Origin of the sequence: Natrinema versiforme, assembly GCF_005576615.1 — an archaeon.
In the GTDB taxonomy this organism is placed as follows: domain Archaea; phylum Halobacteriota; class Halobacteria; order Halobacteriales; family Natrialbaceae; genus Natrinema; species Natrinema versiforme_A.
The window spans coordinates 2,072,319-2,094,913 of the sequence record NZ_CP040330.1; the positions used below are offsets into that span (position 1 = coordinate 2,072,319).

At 62.5% G+C, this 22,595-nt stretch carries 18 protein-coding genes, 1 tRNA gene and 3 rRNA genes; 9 read left to right on the forward strand and 13 right to left on the reverse strand.

The genetic code is table 11. The features are described 5' to 3' along the window. Positions 1 to 84 precede the first annotated feature (84 nt). A complete protein-coding gene (locus FEJ81_RS10195) occupies positions 85 to 1,035 on the forward strand; it encodes a manganese catalase (RefSeq protein WP_138245191.1) in 951 nt (316 codons plus the stop codon). 78 nt (positions 1,036 to 1,113) lie between these two features. On the opposite strand, the gene FEJ81_RS10200 is transcribed toward FEJ81_RS10195, so the two are convergent. Together FEJ81_RS10200 and FEJ81_RS10205 are read right to left on the reverse strand one after the other, a co-directional pair. Then, on the reverse strand, positions 1,114 to 1,698 hold the full coding sequence (locus FEJ81_RS10200) for a hypothetical protein (RefSeq protein WP_138245192.1): 585 nt from the start codon (positions 1,696 to 1,698) through the stop codon (positions 1,114 to 1,116). After that, complete coding sequence (locus tag FEJ81_RS10205) at positions 1,695 to 3,983, reverse strand: DUF6789 family protein (protein ID WP_138245193.1); 2,289 nt, start codon at positions 3,981 to 3,983, stop codon at positions 1,695 to 1,697. The genes FEJ81_RS10200 and FEJ81_RS10205 overlap by 4 nt, the downstream gene beginning before the upstream one ends. Positions 3,984 to 4,201: 218 nt before the next feature. On the opposite strand from FEJ81_RS10205, the gene coxB reads away from it, so the two are divergent. Continuing rightward, positions 4,202 to 4,978, forward strand: coding sequence for a cytochrome c oxidase subunit II (gene coxB, locus FEJ81_RS10210; RefSeq protein ID WP_138245194.1), 777 nt, complete (start codon positions 4,202 to 4,204; stop codon positions 4,976 to 4,978). A gap of 476 nt (positions 4,979 to 5,454) precedes the next feature. On the opposite strand, the gene FEJ81_RS10215 is transcribed toward coxB, so the two are convergent. The 6 genes from FEJ81_RS10215 to FEJ81_RS10240 all read right to left on the reverse strand — a co-directional run bounded on the left by FEJ81_RS10215 (position 5,455) and on the right by FEJ81_RS10240 (position 12,995). After that, a complete protein-coding gene (locus tag FEJ81_RS10215; RefSeq protein ID WP_138245195.1) occupies positions 5,455 to 5,868 on the reverse strand; it encodes a DUF7344 domain-containing protein in 414 nt (137 codons plus the stop codon). 197 nt (positions 5,869 to 6,065) lie between these two features. Continuing rightward, positions 6,066 to 6,187 (reverse strand): 5S ribosomal RNA (rrf, locus tag FEJ81_RS10220). A 128-nt stretch (positions 6,188 to 6,315) separates the two neighbouring features. Continuing rightward, a 23S ribosomal RNA gene (locus FEJ81_RS10225) occupies positions 6,316 to 9,237 on the reverse strand. Between the two features lie 223 nt (positions 9,238 to 9,460). Next, positions 9,461 to 9,532 (reverse strand) — tRNA-Ala (locus FEJ81_RS10230). 154 nt (positions 9,533 to 9,686) lie between these two features. Next, positions 9,687 to 11,160: ribosomal RNA gene (locus FEJ81_RS10235) — 16S ribosomal RNA — on the reverse strand. The 16S, 23S and 5S rRNA genes sit together here with 1 tRNA gene alongside, the layout of an rRNA operon. Positions 11,161 to 12,362: 1,202 nt before the next feature. Then, positions 12,363 to 12,995 (reverse strand): metal-dependent hydrolase, encoded by a 633-nt coding sequence (locus FEJ81_RS10240; RefSeq protein ID WP_138245196.1) that lies wholly within the window; start codon positions 12,993 to 12,995, stop codon positions 12,363 to 12,365. Positions 12,996 to 13,220: 225 nt separating this feature from the next. On the opposite strand from FEJ81_RS10240, the gene FEJ81_RS10245 reads away from it, so the two are divergent. The 4 genes from FEJ81_RS10245 (at position 13,221) to FEJ81_RS10260 (ending at position 15,559) form a co-directional block, all read left to right on the forward strand. After that, positions 13,221 to 13,442, forward strand: a complete 222-nt coding sequence (locus FEJ81_RS10245) for a hypothetical protein (protein ID WP_138245197.1) — start codon at positions 13,221 to 13,223, stop codon at positions 13,440 to 13,442. A gap of 43 nt (positions 13,443 to 13,485) precedes the next feature. Further along, entirely contained in the window at positions 13,486 to 14,784 is a 1,299-nt protein-coding gene (hisD, locus tag FEJ81_RS10250; RefSeq protein WP_138245198.1) for a histidinol dehydrogenase, read from the forward strand. An 86-nt stretch (positions 14,785 to 14,870) separates the two neighbouring features. Next, entirely contained in the window at positions 14,871 to 15,092 is a 222-nt protein-coding gene (locus FEJ81_RS10255) for a hypothetical protein (RefSeq protein WP_138245199.1), read from the forward strand. A 92-nt stretch (positions 15,093 to 15,184) separates the two neighbouring features. Further along, positions 15,185 to 15,559, forward strand: coding sequence for a HesB/IscA family protein (locus FEJ81_RS10260; RefSeq protein WP_138245200.1), 375 nt, complete (start codon positions 15,185 to 15,187; stop codon positions 15,557 to 15,559). A gap of 157 nt (positions 15,560 to 15,716) precedes the next feature. Here FEJ81_RS10260 and FEJ81_RS10265 read toward each other — a convergent pair whose 3' ends face one another. The 4 genes from FEJ81_RS10265 to FEJ81_RS10280 form a co-directional block, all read right to left on the reverse strand. Next, a complete protein-coding gene (locus tag FEJ81_RS10265; RefSeq protein ID WP_138245201.1) occupies positions 15,717 to 15,917 on the reverse strand; it encodes a dodecin in 201 nt (66 codons plus the stop codon). Between the two features lie 86 nt (positions 15,918 to 16,003). Further along, positions 16,004 to 16,663, reverse strand: a complete 660-nt coding sequence (locus tag FEJ81_RS10270) for a hypothetical protein (RefSeq protein WP_138245202.1) — start codon at positions 16,661 to 16,663, stop codon at positions 16,004 to 16,006. After that, complete coding sequence (locus FEJ81_RS10275; protein ID WP_138245203.1) at positions 16,656 to 17,273, reverse strand: hypothetical protein; 618 nt, start codon at positions 17,271 to 17,273, stop codon at positions 16,656 to 16,658. Before FEJ81_RS10275 ends, FEJ81_RS10270 begins: the two co-directional genes overlap by 8 nt. Positions 17,274 to 17,357: 84 nt before the next feature. Further along, a complete protein-coding gene (locus FEJ81_RS10280; protein ID WP_138245204.1) occupies positions 17,358 to 18,356 on the reverse strand; it encodes a metal-dependent hydrolase in 999 nt (332 codons plus the stop codon). Positions 18,357 to 18,491: 135 nt separating this feature from the next. Between FEJ81_RS10280 and FEJ81_RS10285 the strand changes: the two genes are divergently transcribed. After that, positions 18,492 to 19,703: a pyridoxal-phosphate-dependent aminotransferase family protein gene (locus tag FEJ81_RS10285; RefSeq protein ID WP_138245205.1), complete on the forward strand. Its 1,212-nt coding sequence runs from the start codon at positions 18,492 to 18,494 to the stop codon at positions 19,701 to 19,703. A 47-nt stretch (positions 19,704 to 19,750) separates the two neighbouring features. Here the strand turns inward: FEJ81_RS10285 and FEJ81_RS10290 are convergent, their stop codons facing one another. Then, positions 19,751 to 20,059 (reverse strand): DUF7116 family protein, encoded by a 309-nt coding sequence (locus FEJ81_RS10290; protein ID WP_138246758.1) that lies wholly within the window; start codon positions 20,057 to 20,059, stop codon positions 19,751 to 19,753. A gap of 393 nt (positions 20,060 to 20,452) precedes the next feature. On the opposite strand from FEJ81_RS10290, the gene FEJ81_RS10295 reads away from it, so the two are divergent. Both FEJ81_RS10295 and eutC read left to right on the forward strand, forming a co-directional pair. Further along, positions 20,453 to 21,835: an ethanolamine ammonia-lyase subunit EutB gene (locus tag FEJ81_RS10295; RefSeq protein WP_138245206.1), complete on the forward strand. Its 1,383-nt coding sequence runs from the start codon at positions 20,453 to 20,455 to the stop codon at positions 21,833 to 21,835. Then, positions 21,832 to 22,578, forward strand: a complete 747-nt coding sequence (gene eutC, locus FEJ81_RS10300) for an ethanolamine ammonia-lyase subunit EutC (RefSeq protein WP_138245207.1) — start codon at positions 21,832 to 21,834, stop codon at positions 22,576 to 22,578. The genes FEJ81_RS10295 and eutC overlap by 4 nt, the downstream gene beginning before the upstream one ends. Positions 22,579 to 22,595 lie beyond the last annotated feature (17 nt).

The following is a 22,595-nucleotide window of genomic DNA, read 5'->3' on the forward strand; positions in this document are numbered from 1 at the left end:
TATCGAACTATTACCAATCGATGGAATGTTCTCTACCGTCCGCAACAGTGGTTTATCCTACTGGATGTCGGCAGGGACAAGTGGATGTTCTTCCAAGAACCGGAGCTGCAGTACGAGGTTACCGTCGAGGAACCGGACCCCCACTTCGCGAAACTCCTCCAGCAAGCCATCGGCGGCCAGGAAGGCGAAATGCGCGTCGCCATGCAGTATATGTTCCAAGCGTGGGCCCTGCCCGAGGAGTACGAGGAGTATCGAAACCTGCTGATGGAGACCGCGGCCGAGGAACTCGGCCACATCGAAATGCTCGCGTCGGCCGTCACGAAGAACCTCAGAGGGTCGCCCAAACAGATGAGCGAGGACGCCCAAGAGACGGCGGCCGCCGCGGCGTCGATGACGGGCCAGAATCCGCGGCAGTTCCTCTCTGCCGGCCAGTCGGCGATGCCGGTCGACAGTAACGGCGCGCCGTTTACTGGCAACTACATCGTCGCATCGGGGAACCTCGCCGGCGACCTCTACGCGAACGTGATGGCGGAGTCGACCGGCCGCACCCTCGCGACGCGGCTCTGGGAATACACCGACGATCCCGGCATGAAGGACATGCTCTCCTACCTGATCGCTCGAGACACCATGCACCAGAACCAGTGGCTCGAGGCCCTCGAGACGCTCGACGATCCGGTGCCGGTCCCCGCGAGCTTCCCGCAGGAACAGGAGAATCAGGACTTCAACTACACGTTCATGTCGACCCGACGCGAGCAACAGCCGGATCCCGGCTACCCGTGGACGGAGGGCGAAGCGCCGGACGGCAAGGGCCAGTTCTCCTACGCCGCCGAACAGCCGGGTGACGGCGAAGTGATCGCGCCCGAACCGGACCCGATGACGAACAACGTGCCGAACCGGACCGCCCAGTCGGGCGAGACCAGCGAGTCGGCGGATGCCGCGGAGACGGATACCGAGACCGACTCGAACACCACGGCCGACTCAAACACCACGGCCGACTCGGACGCCGCGAACGAGTCGACGAGTACGGACGAATAGAACAACTGAGATCGCCGCGTCTCGACGCCATCACCGCCGCATTCTGCCGTTTTCCGTAGCCCGTGCGTACAGAAGGGGTCAGTCCGTCCGATCGCGTCGCATCCGCTCCTCGAACCCCGCCATCTTCCGGTAGATCGGCGGCGTCAGAACGCCGGCGATGCCAACGAGGATCGCGATCGCCCCGATCGGGAACAGTAGCGGCTCGACGTCGAGACAGGAGTTCTGAGACGTGATCTGGACGTAGTAACGGTTGCCTTCGTACTCGACGATTGCACCCTCGAGCAGCGCCGCCCGGTTCGCGAGGTCGCCGTCGACCGTCCCCTCCCGGAGTGGGCTGTCGATCGCTTCCTCGAGGGCTCGTCGCTCGGCCGGCGAGAGCTCCGAGGCGGGTAGTTCTTCGACGGTTTCCGGGGCTCCGTCGTACTCGTCGACCGGCGTCGCCGTGATACTGGGGTCGCCACAGAGGCCGACGCTGTCCTGAATCACGACGTAGCCGCCGACGATCGCGAGCGGGAGGCCGGCGGCGATCAGGAGGACGCCCAGAAACGGTGCGGCGTACGTCAACAGCAGCGACTCCGATCCCGTGGTCGGTTCGACCGGCCCCGTCTCGTCGGTGGCGGGCGGCTGGGTCGCGTCGGGAGACGGGTCATCACCGGAACTCATTCGTTTCCGCCCTCCCCCGTAGACGGACGACGCTGGCGGCCGCCGAGAGACGCGATCGTCCCGGCGAGCCCCAGTCCGTAGATCCAGTGTGCGAGCACGACGAAGAGGAGATACGTCACCAGTTCGAGCCCGGTCTGGCCGGTGTAGAACCCGATCGCGAATCCGGAGGCGATGACCGTCGCGTACCACAGCCCGGTGACGAGGGTGAGCTCACCCGGCAGGTACTCGCCCAACGAGAGGAACAACAGGGGCCAGACCGCCGTCCCGGCGATCAGGAACAGGCCGTACCCGAGCGCCAGATTCGACGGCAACCCGACGAGCGTCGCGAGGGTCGCGATCGACTCGAGGTCGAACACGCCCAGTACCACTGCCGCGAGGAGCGCGCCCGACATGAGCAGCGTGCCGATGAAGCCGCCGGTCGCACCCACACCGGCGTCGCTCGCGACGGTCCGTGCGACCGGCTCGATCCGACCGTAGATCGACAGCGGGCGCTCGTCCTGTGCGGGCACGTACGACGGGCGTACCGAATCGGGTTCGCTCGGCGGCACGCCACGCTTTCGCTCGAGGCGGTCCTCGAACCACTGCCACTCGGGCGTGAACTGTTCGGTCGCCTTCAGCTCCCACGGATCGGCGGTCTCAATCGGTGTCCCCTGAAAGTACGACCAGATCATGTTGTACAACCACATGAGGACGCTGATCCCGATGATGAACGCGCCGACGGTCGCGACGATCTGCAGCCCCGAGAAACCGGCGGGGTACGTAGCGTACCGCCGGGGCAGCTCGAGGAAGCCGAGCGCCATCAGCGTCATGAACGTGAGCGCGGAGCCGACGACCAGCAGGACCGACTGGAAGATCGCGAGCCGGCGGTCGTACATCCGGCCGGTGAGCAGCGGATACCAGTAGTAGCTGGCGGCGAACATCATCAGGGGAATGATCCCCATCAGAATGAGGTGGAAGTGGCCGACGACGTAGTAGGTCCCGTGGTAGATAACGTCGACCGGAATGACCGCGAGGAAGATACCGGTGACGCCGCCGACGATGAAGAGGCCGATCGAACCGACACAGAGGATCGTCGGCGCGGCCAGCCGAACGTCACCGTTCCACATGGTCGTGATCCAGTTGAATACCTTGATCGCGCTTGGGACGGCGATGGCAATCGAGGTGGCCATGAAACTCGCCCGGACGCGGGGATCGACACCGGTGACGAACATGTGATGCGCCCAGACGCCGAACGAGAGGACGCCGATGGCAATCGTCGAGTAGACGATGAACTTGAACCCGAACAGCTTGCGGCCGACGAACTTCGGCAAAATGAGACTCATCAGTCCGGTCGCCGGCAGGAAGATGATATACACCTCCGGGTGGCCCCAGAACCACAGCAGGTGCTGCCAGAGGATGGGGCCACCGCCCTCGACCGCGAAGAAAGTCGTCCCGAAGTTCCGATCGAACAGCAACATGAGCAGGGCCGTGCCGAGCAGGGGGAACGCGAAGATCACGATCGCGCTCGTGATGAGCATGTTCCACGAGAAGATGTCGAGGTTCGCCCAGCCGATCGACTCGTCGCGCTCGTAGATGATCGTCGTGATGAAGTTGATCGCGCCGATCGTGGTAGCGATGCCACTCAAGTGGAGCCCCAGTAAGAGGAAATTCGTCTGCGGATTCGGTGCGAGCGATAAGGGTGGATACATCGTCCACCCGATCGCGGGCTCCTGAAACGCCAGCAGAACCGAGATCCAGTCGTTCGGAACGATAACCGCGAGCACCGCTCCCGTCACTTCGGCGACGATCCCCAGCCGAGCGAGCAAGAGCGAGGGCGGCAACAGCCAGAACCCGATCGCGTTGAGCCGCGGAAACGCCATGTCGTCGGCCCCGATCAGCAGCGGCAGGAAGTAGTTCCCGATCCCGAAGAACACCGGCGTGACGAAGAAGATCAGCATCGTCAGGCCGTGCATCGTGAACAGTTCGTTGTACGTCTGCTCGGTCCAGAGGTTCGCCTCGGGAGTCAGCAGGTGCGTTCGAATCATCATCGCGTCGATCCCACCCCAGATCGCCGCGACGGTACCAAAGGCGATGTAGAGCAAGCCGATCTCGCGGTGGTTCGTCGTCGTCGTCCAGCGGACAGCAGCCGCCTTCGCATCACCGAGCCCCAGCCGTCGCTCGCGATCCGTCGCGTAGCCGCCGTCCGGTGACGGCTCGGCTCGCAATCGCTGTGCGAAGCCGACGACCAGCAAACAGCCGACGATGACGGCCCCGAACAGCGAGACCTCGACGAGCGCACGGTTCATCGTCGCCCGTCACCGCCGGTGATCCGACCGCACCGCTCGTCGCCGTGCATAGCGATGGACTCACCACCGACCTCAATAAATATGGACCGACAATTCCGTGAGTGTCCCCGCCTATGATACGTCTGCGCACCCTATCCGACTCCTAAACCGGTACGACATCGTGACAGTTCAACGATCCGTGCAGGCCGTATATCACGCCGGTCGTGAAACTCCCGCCAATGGGTAGCCGCCGACGCACGACCGTCGCACTCGCCCTCGCAGCGCTCTCGGGTCTCCTCACACTGACCGGGACGGCCGTCGCACAGTCTGAAAACCGCGACCTCATCGACGGCCTCGAGTACCAACTGCTCTACGTCGCTCTCCCGTTGACGTTGTTCGTCCTCATGATCCTGGTCTACGCTGCCGTCAAGTTTCACGACAACGACGATCCCCAGCCGACCACCGAAGACCCCGCCCTCGAGATCACGTGGACCGCCGCGACGGCGATCATCCTGCTTTTCGTGGGGCTGTCCGGCTACAGCGTCCTCGTCAATCCGTACGTCTCACCGTCGCAGGCGAACGACGTCGATACTAACGGGAGCCAAGAAGGTATCGAATCGTTCGACGACCTTCCCGAAACCGACGACGAGGTCGTCCACGTTCGCGGCTACCAGTGGGAATGGCAGGCGACCTATCCCGGAGCGAACGTGACGACCGAAAACGAGATCGTGATACCCGCCGACGAAGATGTGACGTTCTGGCTCACCGCCGACGACGTGATCCACTCGCTGTTCGTGCCCGACTTGGGCGTCAAACAGGACGCGTTCCCCGGCGATTACACCCGCGCTCGAACCATCGTCTCCGAACCCGGCCGCTACAACGCCGTCTGCGCCGAGTTCTGCGGTGCCGGCCACTCACGGATGGACGCCGAGGTCGTCGTCGTCGACCGCGACACCTACGACCAGTGGCTCGCGGAGAACAACGGAACCGTCACCGACACGCCGGACCCCAACTGAACAGCGATCGTTTTGGACCACCCACCCGCGACGGACCGAGCATGGAAGAGTTAAACGGGCCCAGTACCTAGGCCAAGTGCGTGCCTTTAGTCCCCGTCCGAGCAGACCCATCCGGGTGCGATGACAGCACGGCGAACCCGGGCACGCGACAGTCGTACTTCGGGAACTCCCACGAGTTCTCCGCCCGGCACGAGGGTTAGCCAGCCGACGCGGCACGCCGCCACGGGATGAGGCTGGACGTTAGTGTTCCGGGTGACATTTTCACACCTCTGCAGTGGCGACTACCGACCGCCTCGAGTCTGATATCAGCAGTAGCGTCATACCCACAGCCGACACTGGCTGGAATCTGGCTAGTACTCTGTCACGGATCGTCGAATGTTACGGGAGCGCTGTCTGTATTCGTTCCACATCCGATGACGCACCGTCATTCTCGCCAACTTCAAAACGAAAGTCGGCAGTTCGGAGTGTAGTGAAACTCACTCGGTATCCGTCGGGTCCGCCAACGGATCACTATAGAGAAATGATTCGGTCGGATTACTGACCACCGGATCAATCGATTCGGTATCTCTCGCGCGTATTACAGTCGACCGAACCGAATCGAAGTCGTTTCCAATAACGATGTCACCGCTTCGTTGATCATACGTAATGAGGTCGTGATCGGCGAGCCGCGGCAGATGCTTGTGTATCAACGATAGCGTAACTGCCTCCTTTTCGTCTTCTGTGACGGATTCGATCGATATGTCCTGCTCCCATGCCGAAATTTGGAGAGCCAATCCGTCGATGTTCGCGTGTTGGCTTTCCAGAAAGTAGTACAGAACGTACCGACGACGGGATTCAGAGAGGAGTTCGTAAATAGTGTCGAGATCGGGATTTGCTACCCCTATGTCCATGGTTTTCTATCCAAGATGCTACTGGTTAAGCCCCGCTCCAAAAATATTTGGTGGATCGATGGGGAACGGAATCGGTTCATGGAACAGTACTGTTCTAAATTCAATCCAGAGTCACCACTGTCGGTAGAAACGCAGAAAACCCCCACAGAGCGACTGCTTTAGCAGCCGCTCTGTGAGGGTGAAAGTCTGAGTATGAGTGGTGGCGGCGAAACGGGGTTCCCAGAGGGTCGCCCACTCCAGTACTAACCGTAACGCAGGCGAGCTTATCTTCCGTGTTCGGGATGGGTACGGGAGGCACCTCGCCGCTGTGGCCGCCGTAATGCCGACCGACGGACTCGAACCGTCGTCAAACCGTAATCGGTGGCGTGTCTACGACCGTAGTATACGTGTAGTCCAGTTTGCGTCCGGACCCGTTCACGCGTCACGGATCCAATGCGATGTAGTATGAATGTGTGGCTCGATCGGTTAGTGCTCGCGGGCTCAACACCTCGTTGCCTTGGTGCGTACACCCCGAGTCTATCGAACTCGTCTTCTACGAGTGATCTCGGTGGTATCTCTTTTTCAGGTGGGTTTCGAGCTTAGATGCGTTCAGCTCTTACCCCGTGGTGCGTCGCTGCCCGGCACGTGCTCTTTCGAACAGCCGGTACACGAGTGGCACCCATTCGTAGTTCCTCTCGTACTATACGAACGTTCCCGTCAGATACCGTAACACCCCCAATAGATAGCAGCCGACCTGTCTCACGACGGTCTAAACCCAGCTCACGACCTCCTTTAATAGGCGAACAACCTCACCCTTGCCCGCTTCTGCACGGGCAGGATGGAGGGAACCGACATCGAGGTAGCAAGCCACCCGGTCGATATGTGCTCTTGCGGGTGACGACTCTGTTATCCCTAAGGTAGCTTTTTTGTCAGCAATGGGCCGCATCAAGCAGCCTCATTGGTTCGCTAGACCACGCTTTCGCGTCAGCGTCCGTCGTTGTGCCGGACACTGTCAGACTTCCTTTTGCTCTTGCGCTCTTCCCCGAGTCTCCGACTCGGGTGAGGAAATCTTGGGGCGCGCCCGATATCTTTTCAGGCGCGTACCGCCCCAGTCAAACTGCCCGGCTACCAGTGTCCTCCGCCAGGAGTGAGAGTCGCAGTCACCATCGGGTAGTATTTCAATGCTGCCTCGGTGAGCCGCTAGCGCGGCTACCTGTGTAATGGCTCCTACCTATGCTGCACAATGGCGACCACGTCTCAGTGACAGCCTGCAGTAAAGCTCTATAGGGTCTTCGCTTCCCCTTGGGGGTCTCCAGACTCCGCACTGGAACGTACAGTTCACCGGGCCCAACGTTGGGACAGTGGCGCTCTCGTTGATCCATTCATGCAAGCCGCTACTGAAGCGGCAAGGTACTACGCTACCTTAAGAGGGTCATAGTTACCCCCGCCGTTAACAGGTCCTTCGTCCCCTTGTACGGGGTGTTCAGATACCTGCACTGGGCAGGATTCAGTGACCGTACGAGTCCTTGCGGATTTGCGGTCACCTATGTTGTTACTAGACAGTCGGAGCGCCCGAGTCACTGCGACCTGCCTCTTCGCGAGGCAGGCATCCCTTATTGCGAACGTACGGGACTAACTTGCCGAATTCCCTAACGTCGGTTGCTCCCGACAGACCTTGGCTTTCGCCGCCACGAGTACCTGTGTCGGATCTCGGTACGGACAGTGTGCTCGCCTTTTCACGGGCTCTAGGTTGGCCTCTCTTACGCTATCCAGTCATTCGTTCGCTTCGTGCCATTACGGCTTCCACGAAGTTCGACTGTTCGACCGGGCGAAAACCCGGCAGAGGCGGCCCCAAAGCGTTGGCTTTGAGTGCACACTGGCATAGGAATATTAACCTATTTCCCTGTTGTCAGCTTCGACTTACGGGCTGACTTAGGACCGGCTAACCCTCAGCTGATCAGCATTGCTGAGGAACCCTTACTCGTTCGGCCGTCGGGGTTCTAACCCGACTAACGCTGCTACTATGACCAGGATTTTCGTTACTGAACGGTCCACACGATCTCTCGACCGTGCTTCCACCCGAACAGAACGCCAACCTACAAGATCACCAGTCTGAGTGGTGCTGCTAGGTCTCGGTGGTAGACTTGAGCCCCGATCATTTTGGGCGCCTCAAACCTCGGCCGGTAAGCTGTTACGCTTTTCTTAGAGGGTAGCTGCTTCTAAGCTCACCTCCCGGCTGTCTAGGGCTTGAGACCACCTTCGATCGCACTTAGTCTACACTTGGGGACCTTAACCCAGCTCTGGGTTGTCTCCCTCACGGTACACAGGCTTACCCCGTGCACCGGACTCCCTGCGTCAAGCGGCGTTCGTAGGTTCGGAGTTGGACAGGGGGGCGCACTCCTCTCGGAGTGCGGTCCCCCAATCCGTCGCTCTACCCCACGAACTACCTCGGCAGAGGTCATGCTTCGACATGTTTCGGTTGGAACCAGCTGTTTCCGGACTCGATGGGCCTTTCACCCCTACACAAAGATCACGAGAGGGTATTGTAGGACACCAACTCTAACAGGCCTCCACGTGCCTTTCGGCACGCTTCACCTTGTCCTTGCGTAGATCGTCCGGTTTCGGGTCGTGCCCGTTTGACTCCCCGCGCTTGAACACGGCGGCCCTCGTGCAAAGCACTGCGGCCATGTCGGTTTCCCTTCGCCTTCCTCGATAATCGAGTTAGACTCGTCAAACAGGCACACTCCCTGGTTCGTTTTTCAAAACGTACGACAGAACACCGGCTTCCCAAACTTCTTACTACAGGTTCGCACCTGATTCATTGTGTCCGGGACCTTGTGTGCCCTGTCGCTCCATCGCCAACTGATTTCACGCCCTATTGCACCTCCCTTCGTGGGGTGCTTTTCAGCGTTCGCTCACGCTACTTGTTCGCTATCGGTCTTGAGGAGTGTTTAGTCTTCGCGGTCGATGCCCGCGATATTCACGAGGGATATCCAACCCCCGATACTCTGGAACTGACTCGTCTCTTACTCCTCGACAGTACGGGACTGTCACCCTGTCTCGTGCTCTATTCCAAGAGACTTCGTGTCGAGTTTCTGAGAGTGCTTGTCAGCCCGAACACCACATTGCCCGTGAAGGCTTCGGTTTGGACTGTGTCGCGTTTATTCGCCATTACTAACGACATCGCGTTTGCTTTCTTTTCCTGTCGATACTAAGATGTTTCAATTCTCGACGTTCCCCATTGCGCGAAGCAATTGCGGTGGGGATTCCCATTCGGAGATCCCAAGTTCTTCGCCTCCGTGCGGCTCCCTTGGGCTTATCGCAGCTTGGCACGTCCTTCATCAGCTCTCAAGCCGAGCGATCCACCAGCTGGCACAGTAGCCACGTTCATCGGATCGGCGTTGCGACAAAGTCGCAACATCGTGACCCGGGAACGGGTCCAGTGGACGCCTGGACTACACGTACACACGGTCTCATCTGCACGCTCGTAGACAGCGAGCCTGCATTAACCCTTCCCACTCGCACTTACGCGGAGTGGTGCATCAGTTTTCGTCGGATTAGATCGAAGTCGTCTGCCCCACTTAAGGGGCACGATTCGATCCGCACCGAGCCATGGACCCACAGGGATTCGAACCCTGGGCATCCTCCTTGCAAAGGAGGCACTCTACCACTGAGCTATGGGCCCACGTCCACCCACGTGGGTGGACAGCGCGTATCATGTTAGCCTTGGTAGTTCAAAGGTGCCCGATCGGCCAACCGATGGTCGATCGAACGTGCACCGCGTGGCGCAACGCGCCACGAGTTAGGGTGGGCCGGGGCGACGCCCCGGTCCCGGTCTGTGGAGGTGATCCAGCCGCAGATTCCCCTACGGCTACCTTGTTACGACTTAAGCCCCCTTGCGGAGCCCAGATTCGACCAACGTTGCGTTGGCCTCATCCGGACCCCACTCGGGTGCTTTGACGGGCGGTGTGTGCAAGGAGCAGGGACGTATTCACCGCGCCCTTCTGAGGCGCGATTACTACCGAATCCAGCTTCATGAGGACGAGTTTCAGTCCTCAATCCGAACTACGACCGAGTTTCGGAGATTAGCGTCCCCTTTCGGGGTTGCATCCCACTGTCTCGGCCATTGTAGCCCGCGTGTCGCCCAGCACATTCGGGGCATACTGACCTACCGTTGCCCGTTCCTTCCTCCAGTTTGGCACTGGCAGTCCTCCTAATGTACCCAACCACCACAAGGGTGTTGCTGGCAATTAGGAGTGCGGGTCTCGCTCGTTGCCTGACTTAACAGGACGCCTCACGGTACGAGCTGACGGCGGCCATGCACCTCCTCTCAACGGCTCCAGTAAGGTCATCAACCTGACCTTCACTGCACGTTGTCGATGCTGGTGAGATGTCCGGCGTTGAGTCCAATTAAACCGCAGGCTCCTCCGGTTGTAGTGCTCCCCCGCCAATTCCTTTAAGTTTCATCCTTGCGGACGTACTTCCCAGGCGGTCTGCTTCACGGCTTCCCTACGGCACAGCACAGGCTCGTAGCCTGTGCCACACCTAGCAGACATCGTTTACAGCTCGGACTACCCGGGTATCTAATCCGGTTCGTGACCCGAGCTTTCGTCCCTCACCGTCGGATCCGTCTTCCAGAGGCGCTTTCGCCACCGGTGGTCCGTCCAGGATTACGGGATTTCACTCCTACCCCGGACGTACCCCTCTGGTCTTCCGGTCCCAAGCCATACAGTTTCCGTCGGACGCCTGCGCGTTAAGCGCGCAGATTTCCCGACGAACTTGCGTGGCCAGCTACGGACGCTTTAGGCCCAATAATAGCGGTCATCACTCGTGCTGCCGGTATTACCGCGGCGGCTGGCACCGGTCTTGCCCAGCACTTATTCTACGACCACCTTACGGTCGTGAAAAGCGAGGACTATATGCCCTCGCACTTGGAGTCCCCTTATCGCACTCGCGTGCAGTGTAAAGGTTTCGCGCCTGCTGCGCCCCGTAGGGCCCGGTATCTTGTCTCAGATACCGTCTCCGGGCTCTTGCTCTCACAACCCGTACCGATTATGGGCACGGTGGGCCGTTACCCCACCGTCTACCTAATCGGCCGCAGCCACATCCTATGGCGCCTGAACGTTTCGCGTTCGTGCCACTCCAGGCGATGAACGCTATTCCGGATTAGCCTCAGTTTCCCGAGGTTATCCGGATCCATAGGGTAGTTTGGCCACGTGTTACTGAGCTATCTGCTACGAGCCTGAACTCGTGCAACTAGCATGGCTAAATCGGACTCCAATAGCAATGACCTCCGGCAGGATCAACCGGAATGCTATATGATCTCCCAGCTTGGCTGGGAGGGTCTATTGGCGGTGAATGTTAGTACACACTCACACATAATGGTCCACGTTCGATGACTCCGACTCGACGACCGAGCGGGCGTCACCGAACTACCAAGGCTAACATCAGATCCCATCTGTACGGCGGACCGCAGGGGTGGAATCCTCATCTCGTGCGGATGTATTTCTAAGTCGTCAGGGGTACATAACCCCTTCGGACCGGAACCATCCGGGATGACGGAACGAGTTGAACGTCCCGTCGATCACATCTTCTTTCGCGTCTATATCCAACTGCCCTCGTACATATAAGGGCATCGGATCAAGACTCCGTCGGAAACCGCATCCGGCGGGGACTTCCGCGTACTCTATAGTACGAGTCCTGATTATATAAGGACATCGTACTGCAACGCCGTCGATTCGGCGTCGGCCGCGATAATCCGAGTGCCCTCGAGAGAGGAGATCCGGTACGAACCGGGTCCTCGACGAGAGATGGATACAGTGCCTACCTCCGCGCCGGGTTGCGGCCGGAGGGAACGTGGCGGCGAGCGCCACGTCGTTCGCATTACTGTCGAAAGCCGGGTGAACACATAAGGCCGTCGTCTCGGATGCTCATTGGCCTACGTTGGGCATTCACGCGGGGACGAGATTTCGTGGACGGTGATCCGGCGAGCAGTATCGTCAGAGTCGACTCGAGCGGGGCGCTCGAGTACGATTCCGGAGTTGTGACGATCCGTAGCCAGTCGTCAGCTGCAGCGGCGTCCTGGCAGGTGTCAGGAACGAATGAGGACAAGGAGTCAAGCGCGGCTGTGAACCGAACGACTGGCAGTTCCGTCGACAGAGATCGGCACCGTTTCCTCGAGTCGTCCGCAGTCGACAGCAGACCGTCTCGTGCTCGATGTGTCGCACTGATGAGTGCACGGCTGCCAGTCGCGGTAGATAATAGCGATAAAACCGGGTAACTGCGACACTGACAGAGCGTGGCCGCGAGACCGCTGTCATCGTTACAAGGGCCAGCGGTTCACGACACCGCTCGAACAGCGCATACTCGAGGAACCCGGCGGAGAACGGAGTCGAGCTCGAGCGGGCCGACGCTGACGCCGGACGAGTCGCGGGCGATGCCACACCGGTCGACGGGTAGAACAGCGTTCGCCGGACGACCTCTGGGGTAGTGGCGGGAGGCGCAGACGGCCGAAACTATCGTCGATTCGATTCGTTCTCTCTCGAGGCGGCCGTGTCCCGTCCCGAGAGGGTTCTGACCGCTCGATGACTCGCTTGCAGGAACTCGCGGAGGACCGGGGCGCCGTCGAGGAGCCAGACCAGCGCGGTGAAACCGGCGAGGCCGAGCTGGACCCACAGGTACGTCGAGAGATTTCCCGCGAGGATATCGCCGGCGTAGCGACCGAACAGCAGGAGAAAAGCCTCGAGAACGCCGGGACCGGGTGGTTGTCCCTCGACCGTTGCGATCGGCCAGAGCGCGAGGTCGACCAGGAGGTAACCCTGCCGGAACGCGGTGTCCGCGATGTCGGCGGGGAGATGTGACAGGTATCCCAGTCCGAAGGCGAGACCCGCTCGCGGCCGTGCGCCCGCGTGGGCGATAGTTCCAACAAAGATGGCAAGCGGCACCGCGAAAAAGACCGAGTGGCCGATCCCGTAGCCGACATCGAAGACGCCGTACTCCCACGCGAGCGGTTTGTCGATCAGGTCGGGGAGGACGGCGGCGAAAACGACGGCGACGGCCTCGAGGCCACCCGGCGAATCGCGGAAAACGGTGTGACAGCAAAGCGAGTAGGCGAGATAGCCGACGATCGCGTGTTCCCACGGCCACATACTCGGAGACTTCGGCGTCGGACGAATAGTTATGGCTTGCTTGTAGGCCGGTGGCGGAGCGGACGTGTCTCTCGGCCCGTGCTCGCTATTTCAGTGACCGGTAGCAGTCGATTACGCCGCGGTTGTTCGACGGTCGTCAGCCGTCTCGTCGCCGAGAGGGGTCAGTGACGATGTCGGTAGAGCGACGATCGACACGACTTATGTGCCGTAGCCGTACGACTACGCATGGACCGATCGGGATTCGTCAAACTCGCGGTCATCGCGTTCGCGCTCGTGATCGTGAGCTTCTTCGTGCGCGGCATCGGCCGGATCGTCCTCGAGACGGAAACCGCGGAACTGCTGCAGGCACCCCTCGCCCTGATCGGCTTCGGACTGCTCGTTTACCTGTTCATCAGAGCGACCCTCGATGCGGTCGGAATCTGGACCGTCGAGGACTCCGACGCGTGAGCGGAAGGAAACCGTTTTTCGCCCGCCGGTCGAATTCCGGAGCATGACAATCGACGTGCAGACGATCGCCGACCTCGGGCCGGACGACCGCGCGGCCTTCTTCGAGCGCGACGCGGGCATCGAGGCCGTAAGGGGAGACGTTCGCGAGATCGTCGACCGCGTCCGCAAGGAGGGCGACGTCGCCGTCCGCGAGTTCACGAGCGAGTTCGACGACGTCGAGGTCGGGAACCTCGAGATCACCGACGAGTGCGAGCGGGCCTACGAGGAGATCGATGCCGAGATCCGGGACGCGATCGAGACGGCCGCGGTGAACGTCCGCGAGTTCCACGAGGCCCAACTCCCCGAGGACTGGCGGCGGGAGTTCGATACGGGACGAGAACTCGGCCGCCGCTTTCGGCCGCTCGAGCGCGTGGGCGTCTACGTCCCCGGCGGCTCGGCGGCGTATCCTTCGAGCGCGATCATGGGCGTCGTGCCGGCGGTCGTAGCCGGTGTGAACCACGTTTCGGTCGTCACGCCGCCGGCCGACGACCTGAATCCGGTGACGCTGGCGGCGATCCACGCCGCGGGCGCGGACGCGGTCTTCAGCGTCGGCGGCGCGCAGGCGATTTCGGGGCTGGCCTACGGCACCGAGACGATCACCCGGGTTCAGAAGATCGTCGGTCCCGGGAACAAGTGGGTGACCGCGGCCAAGGCCGAAGTCCGGGGTGACGTCGAGATCGACTTCCTCGCGGGGCCGAGCGAAGTGGTCGTCGTCGCCGACGAGAGCGCGGCTCCCGAACTCGTCGCCGCGGAACTCGTCGCACAGGCGGAACACGACCCCAACGCATCGGTCGTGGCCGTCACCGACGACGAGGACACCGCGAACGCCGTGGCCGCGGCCGTCGACGAGCAAGCGAGCGCGCGCGAGCGCGAAGATGTGATTCGAGAGGCGCTCGCAAACGACGCGAGTGGCGTCCTCCGCGCCCGGTCGATGAGCGAAGCGATCCTCTTTACCGAGGAATACGCGCCGGAGCACCTCTCGATCATCGCCGACGACGACGAGTCGATCCTCGCGCGCATCGACAGCGCGGGCAGCGTCTTCCTCGGACCGAACACCCCCGTTGCAGCGGGCGATTACGCCAGCGGGACCAACCACGTCCTGCCGACCAACGGCGGCGCGCGCGTCGCCGGGGGCCTTTCGGTCGAGACGTTCCTCCGATCGACGACGGTCCAGCGCCTCTCGAGTGAGGGGCTCGCCGGACTGGGCGAGACGATCACGACGCTCGCGGACGCCGAAGGGCTCGAGGCCCACGCCGAGAGCGTCCGAACGCGACTCGAGGCCGGATCGGAAACTGAGAAATAACCAACGGAAACGGCATCTGTCGGCAGTTTCAGGTTACGGAGTCGCAAACTGGTTTTACGTAGCTGGAGGGTGGAGTAGGTGGTGAGATGGAACCGCGTGTCGACCCAACGGACGGGCGCGTCCTCGAACGCAACTACGACTACGCACAGCGGAACGTGCGGCTCCTCTCGATGTGGTACGATTGCGAGCTCGAGCGGATGCTCGAACTCCTCGCGAAACACGACATCGAGCTCTCGCGAAACGACGAGCGGCAGTTCGGGACATACTACCGCTCGCTCCGCCGCCGCTCGAGTTGCTACGGCGAGTGAACCCGTGCGAGACGATTCGTAACCGGATTCAGCTAGTCCGTTCGTGGGTGAATGGCGTCACAGTTAACATCGTTGCGCCGGAATGAGAGGGTATGAGCACGGACAGTATGGATGGCGGGGAGGCCGACACGCGTCCGAAGATCGAAGTGACCGAAGACGCGGCCGAGCAGGCGCTCTCCCTGCTCGAGGGGGAGAATCTCGACGTAACGGAGGCCGGCCTGCGGCTGTTCGTCCAGCAGGGCGGCTGCGCCGGTCTCTCCTACGGAATGCGGTTCGACGACGAGCCCGACGAGGACGACACCATCTACGAGCACCACGACCTGCGGGTGTTCGTCGATCCGGCGAGCCTGAAGTACATCGAGGGCAGCGTCCTCGATTACGAGGACGGCCTGCAGGCCGAAGGGTTCCACGTGGACAATCCGAACGTCGTCAGCGAGTGCGGCTGCGGCGAATCGTTCCGGACGTAACGCGTCGACGCTCGAGGGACTTGGCTGATTGCACGAGACTCACAACGGTCTCACCGTCGTCACCGTTTTCGCTGCTTCCTCTCACCGAGACAGCCGCGGCTCACGAGCCAGATCTGCGAAAAAGTGATTTTCGGCGGCGAAGCGCCGACTTCCCGGCCTACTCCTCGAGTTCGAAGGCGACGGTGACCTCGGCCTGGTACTCCCGGTCGTCGGCGCTGGCGAGTTCGACGCCCAGTTCGTCGACTTCGATCCACTGGACGTTCTGAAGGGTCGCTTCCGCGCGGTCGATGGCGTCGTCGGCCGCGGCGTCGAAGCTCTCGGGACTGGTGCCGATGAGCGTAATCTTCTTGAATACCATGGCTCCGGTTTCTACGCACCCTGGGTCCGTAAAACACGGCGTCCGTTCGGGCGGAAATCGCAGCGACTGCCCGCGAGACGCGGCGATCAGTCGGACCGCGTCTCGAGGCGGTCCCGGATCGCGCCGGAGACGTCCGTGAGGTAGGCACCGCCCCACAGCGCGACGACGAGGCCACCGATCGAGTTGAAGACGAAGTCGAGCATCGTGTCGCCGAGTCCGTACTGGGTGAGGACGGCCCTGGTTCCCAGCGCCTGCGCCGAGAGCGCGATGGCGAACTCGAGGATCTCCCAGAGGACGCCGAAGGCGATGACGAACAGGAGGATGAACACCGCGATGAACTTGCCCGGGAGGTGGACGCCCTCGGCGTGTTCGTCGAACGCGCGGACGGTGGCGTAGCCGACGCCGGCGACCAGCGACGCCGACAGCGCGTGGGTCATGTGATCCCACCACCAGACCTGACTGTAGAGCGTTCGGGTGGCACCCGGCAGGCCGACGGTTCCGAACGCATGGAGGAAGACGGCGGTGGTGATCCAGAGCGTGAGCCGCGGGTCCATCGGAATCTCGTAGTCGCGCTCGAGCAGGGGCGGCAGCTGGGTCACGAGCAGCGCCACCGCGGTGTTGATCACGATCCCGCCGTTGCCGCGCTCGATACCGACGAACAGCATGCCGATCAGCCCGATTTCCATGAGGTAGGTGAGCTGACGCTGGCGGTGCTGGGACGGGAGCCGGTTCGCGAGGTTACGCATCGTCTCCCTCCGCGGGCGGGTGGACATCGGCGGGAAGGCGGTGTTCGGGGCGGACGAACCGTCTGAAGTACAGTTCGAAGACCACGCCGGCGCCGAGACCGGCGAGAGCGGAGTAGACGAACTCCCACATCACCGCGTCGTGGTCGGCCGTAAACGGGATGCCAAGCGTCTGGGCGGCGCTCCACCGCAGCAGCGCCCACAGCCCCGCCGCGGCCGTCGTCGTGACGACGACGAAGACGACGGCGAAGCCGGGGGTCATCTCCACGGGCGTAAACGACTGCAGTTCGACGGCGAGGACGAGCGCGATGGCCGCGACCGAGAGGTACGCCGCGAAGTGGCCGGTCAATCGGCTCGCGCCGAGGGCCATGCCGAGCACGGGGAGGGCGGCCAACAGCAGCACCTCCCACGGAAGCATCGCCAGCGACGACCGGAAGGCGATCGGCGGGAGCAACGCGAGGGCGACGAGAACCGTCGCGAACGTCGCCCACAGAATACCGCCGGTCACGAGTTCGCCGACGCCGATAGCCGCGATCGCGACGATCAAGAGCCACGCGATCGCCGCGTTCGCTCGGCCGTCGGCGATCAATTCCTCGAGTGAAGTCTGAGACACAGTGGCTGCTATTGACCGTTCTCACTAAAGCGTATGTAGTCGGGAACTGAAACACCACTGACACCGACCGAAACGCGCCGCCGCTCACGCGGGAGCGACGAACAGGTAGACGGCGGCGTACGCCGCGAGCGCGACGGTCACCGCGGTCACGGCGGTGAGCGCGACCTCGAGCGTCGAGTCGGTCGACGGTCGCGGGAGAGACTGGGGCCGCAACCCGGGGGAGGTCGGCGAGGGCGGACCCCGAACGACCCCACAGAGGAGGCCGACGCCGAGGATGGAGAAGACGAAGTGATAGGAGACCTCGAGGGTGGGCGGCGTCACCGCGAGGGCGGCGATGCCGTAGGCCGCACCGACTGCGGCACGGCGGTCGACGAACGCGAGGAGCGACCGGTCGGTGAGCCGGCAGATCGCGACGAGTGCGAGCCAGATCGCGGCGAGTTCGATCGCGAACGCGCCGAGGAGGTGCAGCGTCGGGTCCGGATGGAGGACGACCCGGGTGGAGAGGAGCGTCGATTCGAACGGATAGACCCAATCAGGGGGCGAGCCGGTCGCGAGGTCGCCCCACGGGTGGGACCAGAGACCCCAGAGCGCCGCGAGCACGATCGTCCTCACTGAAAGGGCCGTTGCGCGAGCGGCTCCGACGGCGACGAGGACGCCGCTCGCCGCGAACAGCCCCATCACGAACGCGGCGACGGGACCGCCCTCGAGGAACGCGACCGCGACGAGGGCCACGAGGATCCCGAGCCCGACGCTGCGGGCGAGCCGAACGCGGCCCGAACCCGGACCGCGGACCGCGAACGATCCGAACGCCGGCGCTGCGACCGCGCCGACGATCAGCGAGTGCGTGACCGATCGGTGGACGCCTCGGCTCGCGTCCCAGAAGGCCGACGAGGCCGCGAGCGCGCCGTCTCCGGCGTTCCACTCGAGGAGGCCGACGAGGGCGTAGGTAACGTCGATGTCCGGAATCGTCGCGAACGCGCCCGCGACGACACCGACCAGAAGCGCCTGTCGGCGCTCCCAGCCTCGCCAGTCGGCGACCAGTGCCGCGAGGGCGAACGCGAGCAGGGCGTGACCGATAAACACGACGTATCGGCTACGTGATGGGTGGTCTTATACTGATCGCCCCGCCGTATGACGAACGCGCACGGAGAGTCGATTGCGGGCCGATACTTCGCCGCTGCCGGTAGCTCTTTGCGAGTGGCACTCGAGCACACGCCCATGGCTCAGGAAGCGCCGAACGAGGTGTCTCGCGCGCCGTCCGTTGGCGAACTCACACCGCCGGATCGCACCCTGATGGGGCCCGGACCGAGCGACGTGAACCCGCGCGTGCTCCGAGCGATGAGCACGCCGCTCGTCGGGCATCTCGACCCCTCGTTCATCGAGATCATGGACGAGGTCCAGGAGCTGCTGCGCTACACGTTCCGTACGGACAACCAGTGGACGATCCCCGTTTCGGGGACCGGGTCGGCGGCCATGGAGGCCGCGATCGGCAACGTGGTCGAGCCCGGCGATACGATGCTCGTCCCGACGAACGGCTACTTCGGCGGCCGGATGGCCTCGATGGCCGAACGCGCGGGCGGCGACGTCGTCGAGGTATCGGCGCCGTGGGGCGAGCCCCTCGAGCCCGACGATGTCGCGGACGCGCTGGCCGAACACGACCCCGACGTCTTCGGGTTCGTCCACGCGGAGACGAGCACGGGCGTCCTCCAGCCCGACGTGCCGGAACTCACTGCGGCGGCCCACGACCACGACGCGCTCGTCATCGCCGACACCGTCACCTCGCTGGGCGGCGTCGAACTCCGCGTCGACGAGTGGGACATCGACGTAGCCTACTCCGGCCCCCAGAAGTGTCTCTCCTGTCCGCCGGGCGCGAGCCCACTGACCCTCTCGGACGAGGCGATGGAGAAGGTCCTCTCCCGCGAGGAGGACCCGCGCTCGTGGTATCTCGACCTCTCCCTGCTCGAGGGCTACTGGGGCGACGAACGGGCCTACCATCACACCGCGCCGATTACGAACGTCTACGCGATCCGGGAGGCGCTGCGGCTCGTCGCCGAGGAAGGGATCGAAGACCGCTGGGCGCGCCACGAGCGACTGGCCGGCGCGCTGAAAGCCGGCGTCGAAGCGATGGGGCTCGCGATGAACGCCCCCGACGAGTACTGGCTGCCGAGCCTGAACGCCGTCCGCGTCCCCGACGGCATCGACGACGGGGAAGTCTGTGACGCCCTGATCGAGCAGTACGACCTCGAGATCGCCGGCGGACTCGGCGATCTCGCCGGCGAGATCTTCCGGATCGGCTGTATGGGACACTCCGCGCGACCCGAGAACGTGATCTACGTGGTGACGGCGCTGGGCGACGTCCTCGAGTCGATGGGCGCGGACGTCGATCCGGGAGCCGGTGTGACTGCGACGCGACGCGCGCTCGAAGAATAAGGAATTCCCGCGACGGCCGATTTCGAGGCCGTCCGTTCGACGCTATTCTACGCTGTTACTCGCGGTCCTGGTGGCGCTCGTTCGACCTGATAGTCCTCTCCGTCGACGACCATAATGGCCCACTCGTAGTTCGGGTTCGCCCGCTCGAGTCGCGCCTCGAGGTCGTCCGCGTCCTCGGGTTCGGCGACGAAACAGTGGAACTGTCCCGATGCCGACGACGGGAGCTCTCCTGTCTCGAGGACGGTGTTGACGTGGACGACTTTCCATGCTCGTTCGGCGCGGAACTCGGGGCCGTTGCCTTCGACGGTGTAGCCCAACTCAGCGAAGATCGACCTGGCCTGCTCGACGAGTCGCATGTTAACAGGACCCATTCACTACACCCTATGTCGGCATCCACCATAAATGTTAGTACGTAGCACGATATTGTGCTCGGAGACGTGTGCAAGGAACAATTGAGCGGAGTTCGGTTTTGCCGGCCAATCTCGATTGCTAACTGTGGCGAATTCTATTCGATCGGTTTTCGACCGCTTTCATGCACATAATGGATGTTCTCTCGTCCTTTCCGGTCGTTCTGTTCCCGACTGCGTATAAACACACACAGATGGACGCCATAATCCCCAATGGTTGAGCGGTTGATTTGAGACACAATGTACCGCGACGGAATCGATCAACGGGCGAAGAACAGGCGTACACAGCGATGATCGGGCAGAGTCTATCGCGACTCGAGCGAGGACTACAGCGGAGCCACTATGAGTAGCGACGAAACCGAGTACACGGCCACGCTCGAGGGAACCGAACACGAGTTCGACTCGATCCGGAGCGTTCTGGCCAAGGCGAACGAGCGAAAGTCGGGCGACGAATTGGCGGGCCTCGCGGCGTCCTCGAGCGCGGAGCGTATCGCGGCGAAAGATGTCGTCAGTCGACTGACCCTCGAGACACTGTACGAGAATCCCGTCGTCTCCGCGGACGAAGACGAGGTCACACGGACGATTCGGGACGGTGTCTGCGAAGACACCTACGAGGAAATCGCCGGATGGACCGTCGCCGACCTCCGGGAGTTCCTGCTCGCGGAGTCGACGGGCGACGAGGAGATTCGAGCGCTCAGAAAAGGGCTAACGAGCGAGATGATCGCGGCCGTCACGAAGCTCATGTCGAACCTCGATCTCGTAGTCGCCGCCGCCAAGATGACCGTCGTCGCGCGCTGTAACAGTACGATCGGAACGGAGGGAACCGTCTCGTTCCGACTCCAACCCAACGATCCGGCCGACGATACGGAGAATATCCTTCACAGTGTTCGCGAGGGACTTTCCTACGGCGTCGGGGACGCCGTGATCGGTATTAATCCGGTAAGCGACGATGCGACACAGGTCAAGGAACTCCTGCAAGCGACATCGGAGTTCATCGATCGGTGGGATGTCCCGACCCAGAACTGCGTCCTCGCGCATCTCACGACCCAGATGGACGCGGTCCGAAACGGCGCACCGGCCGACCTGCTCTTCCAGAGCATCGCCGGCACCGAGCGCGGGAATCGGGAGTTCGGTATCGATGTCGAGTTGCTCGACGAGGCAGCCGAACTTGGAACGAACCGCTGTCTCGGGGATGGACCGAACGTCATGTACTTCGAAACCGGGCAGGGCGCGGAGCTTTCGAACGACGCACACGAAGGCGTCGATCAACTCACCCTCGAGGCCCGGTGTTACGGGTTGGCCCGCGAGTACGATCCGTTCCTCGTCAACACCGTGGTCGGCTTTATCGGGCCGGAGTATCTCTACGACGGCAAGCAGGTCATTCGCGCGGGACTGGAAGACGTGTTCATGGGCAAACTCCACGGGCTGCCGATGGGGATCGACGCCTGCTATACGAACCACACGAAGGCCGATCAAAACGACATCGAGAACCTCGCCGTGTTGCTGACCGCCGCCGGTGCGAACTTCTTTATCACGGTGCCGATGGGCGACGACGTGATGCTCAACTACCAGTCCAACAGCTACCACGACGGACCCACCCTCCGGTCCCTGTTCGGGCTGCAAGCGGCACCCGAGTTCGAGGCGTGGCTCGAGGAGACAGGAATCACCGACGACGGGCGGTTGACCGATCGCGCGGGCGATCCGACGATATTCACCCAGCCATGACCCCGAATCACGACCGGACGAGCGGCGTCGAAGGCCCCGAAGACGAACCCCGACTCGAGCGCATCCGAGACGCGCATCCGTCTCGAGTCGGCGTCGGCCGGACGGGATCGCGACCGCGGACGGAGACGCTTCTCAGGTTTCGACTGGACCACGCGAAAGCGCGCGATGCCGTGACCACGCACGTTCCGAACGACCTCGTGGCGGACCTCGACCTCGTGAGTGTCCGATCTCGAGCCGAGAGCAAGACGGAATTCCTCGCGGACCCGAGTCAGGGGCGCAATATTTCCGAGGAGACGGCCGAACGCATTCGAGCGGACTGCACGATGGACCCGGAGATACAGATCGTGGTCAGTGACGGGCTCAGTTCGACCGCAGTCGAGACGAACGTTCCCGAGTTGCTGCCGGTGTTACGCGACGGACTGGCCGATCGGGGCCTCGATGTCGGCACGCCGATTTTCGTCGAATACGGTCGAGTCGACGTGATGGACGCGATCGGAGCGGAACTCGGGGCTGATTGTTGTGTGAATCTCGTCGGTGAACGGCCCGGACTGGCGACGAACGAGAGCTTGAGCGCGTACTTCGTCGCCGATCCGGAACGGGGCGGGGCGACATCCGAGAAGTCGGTCATTTCGAACATCCATCGAAACGGCATCCCGCCCGTCGAGGCCGGAGCCGAGATCGCAGCCGTCCTCGAAGAACTGTGCGAGGCCGAGCGCGGCGGCTCAGAGAGAGGGGATCCGTGACTCGTCCGAGGTGGCCG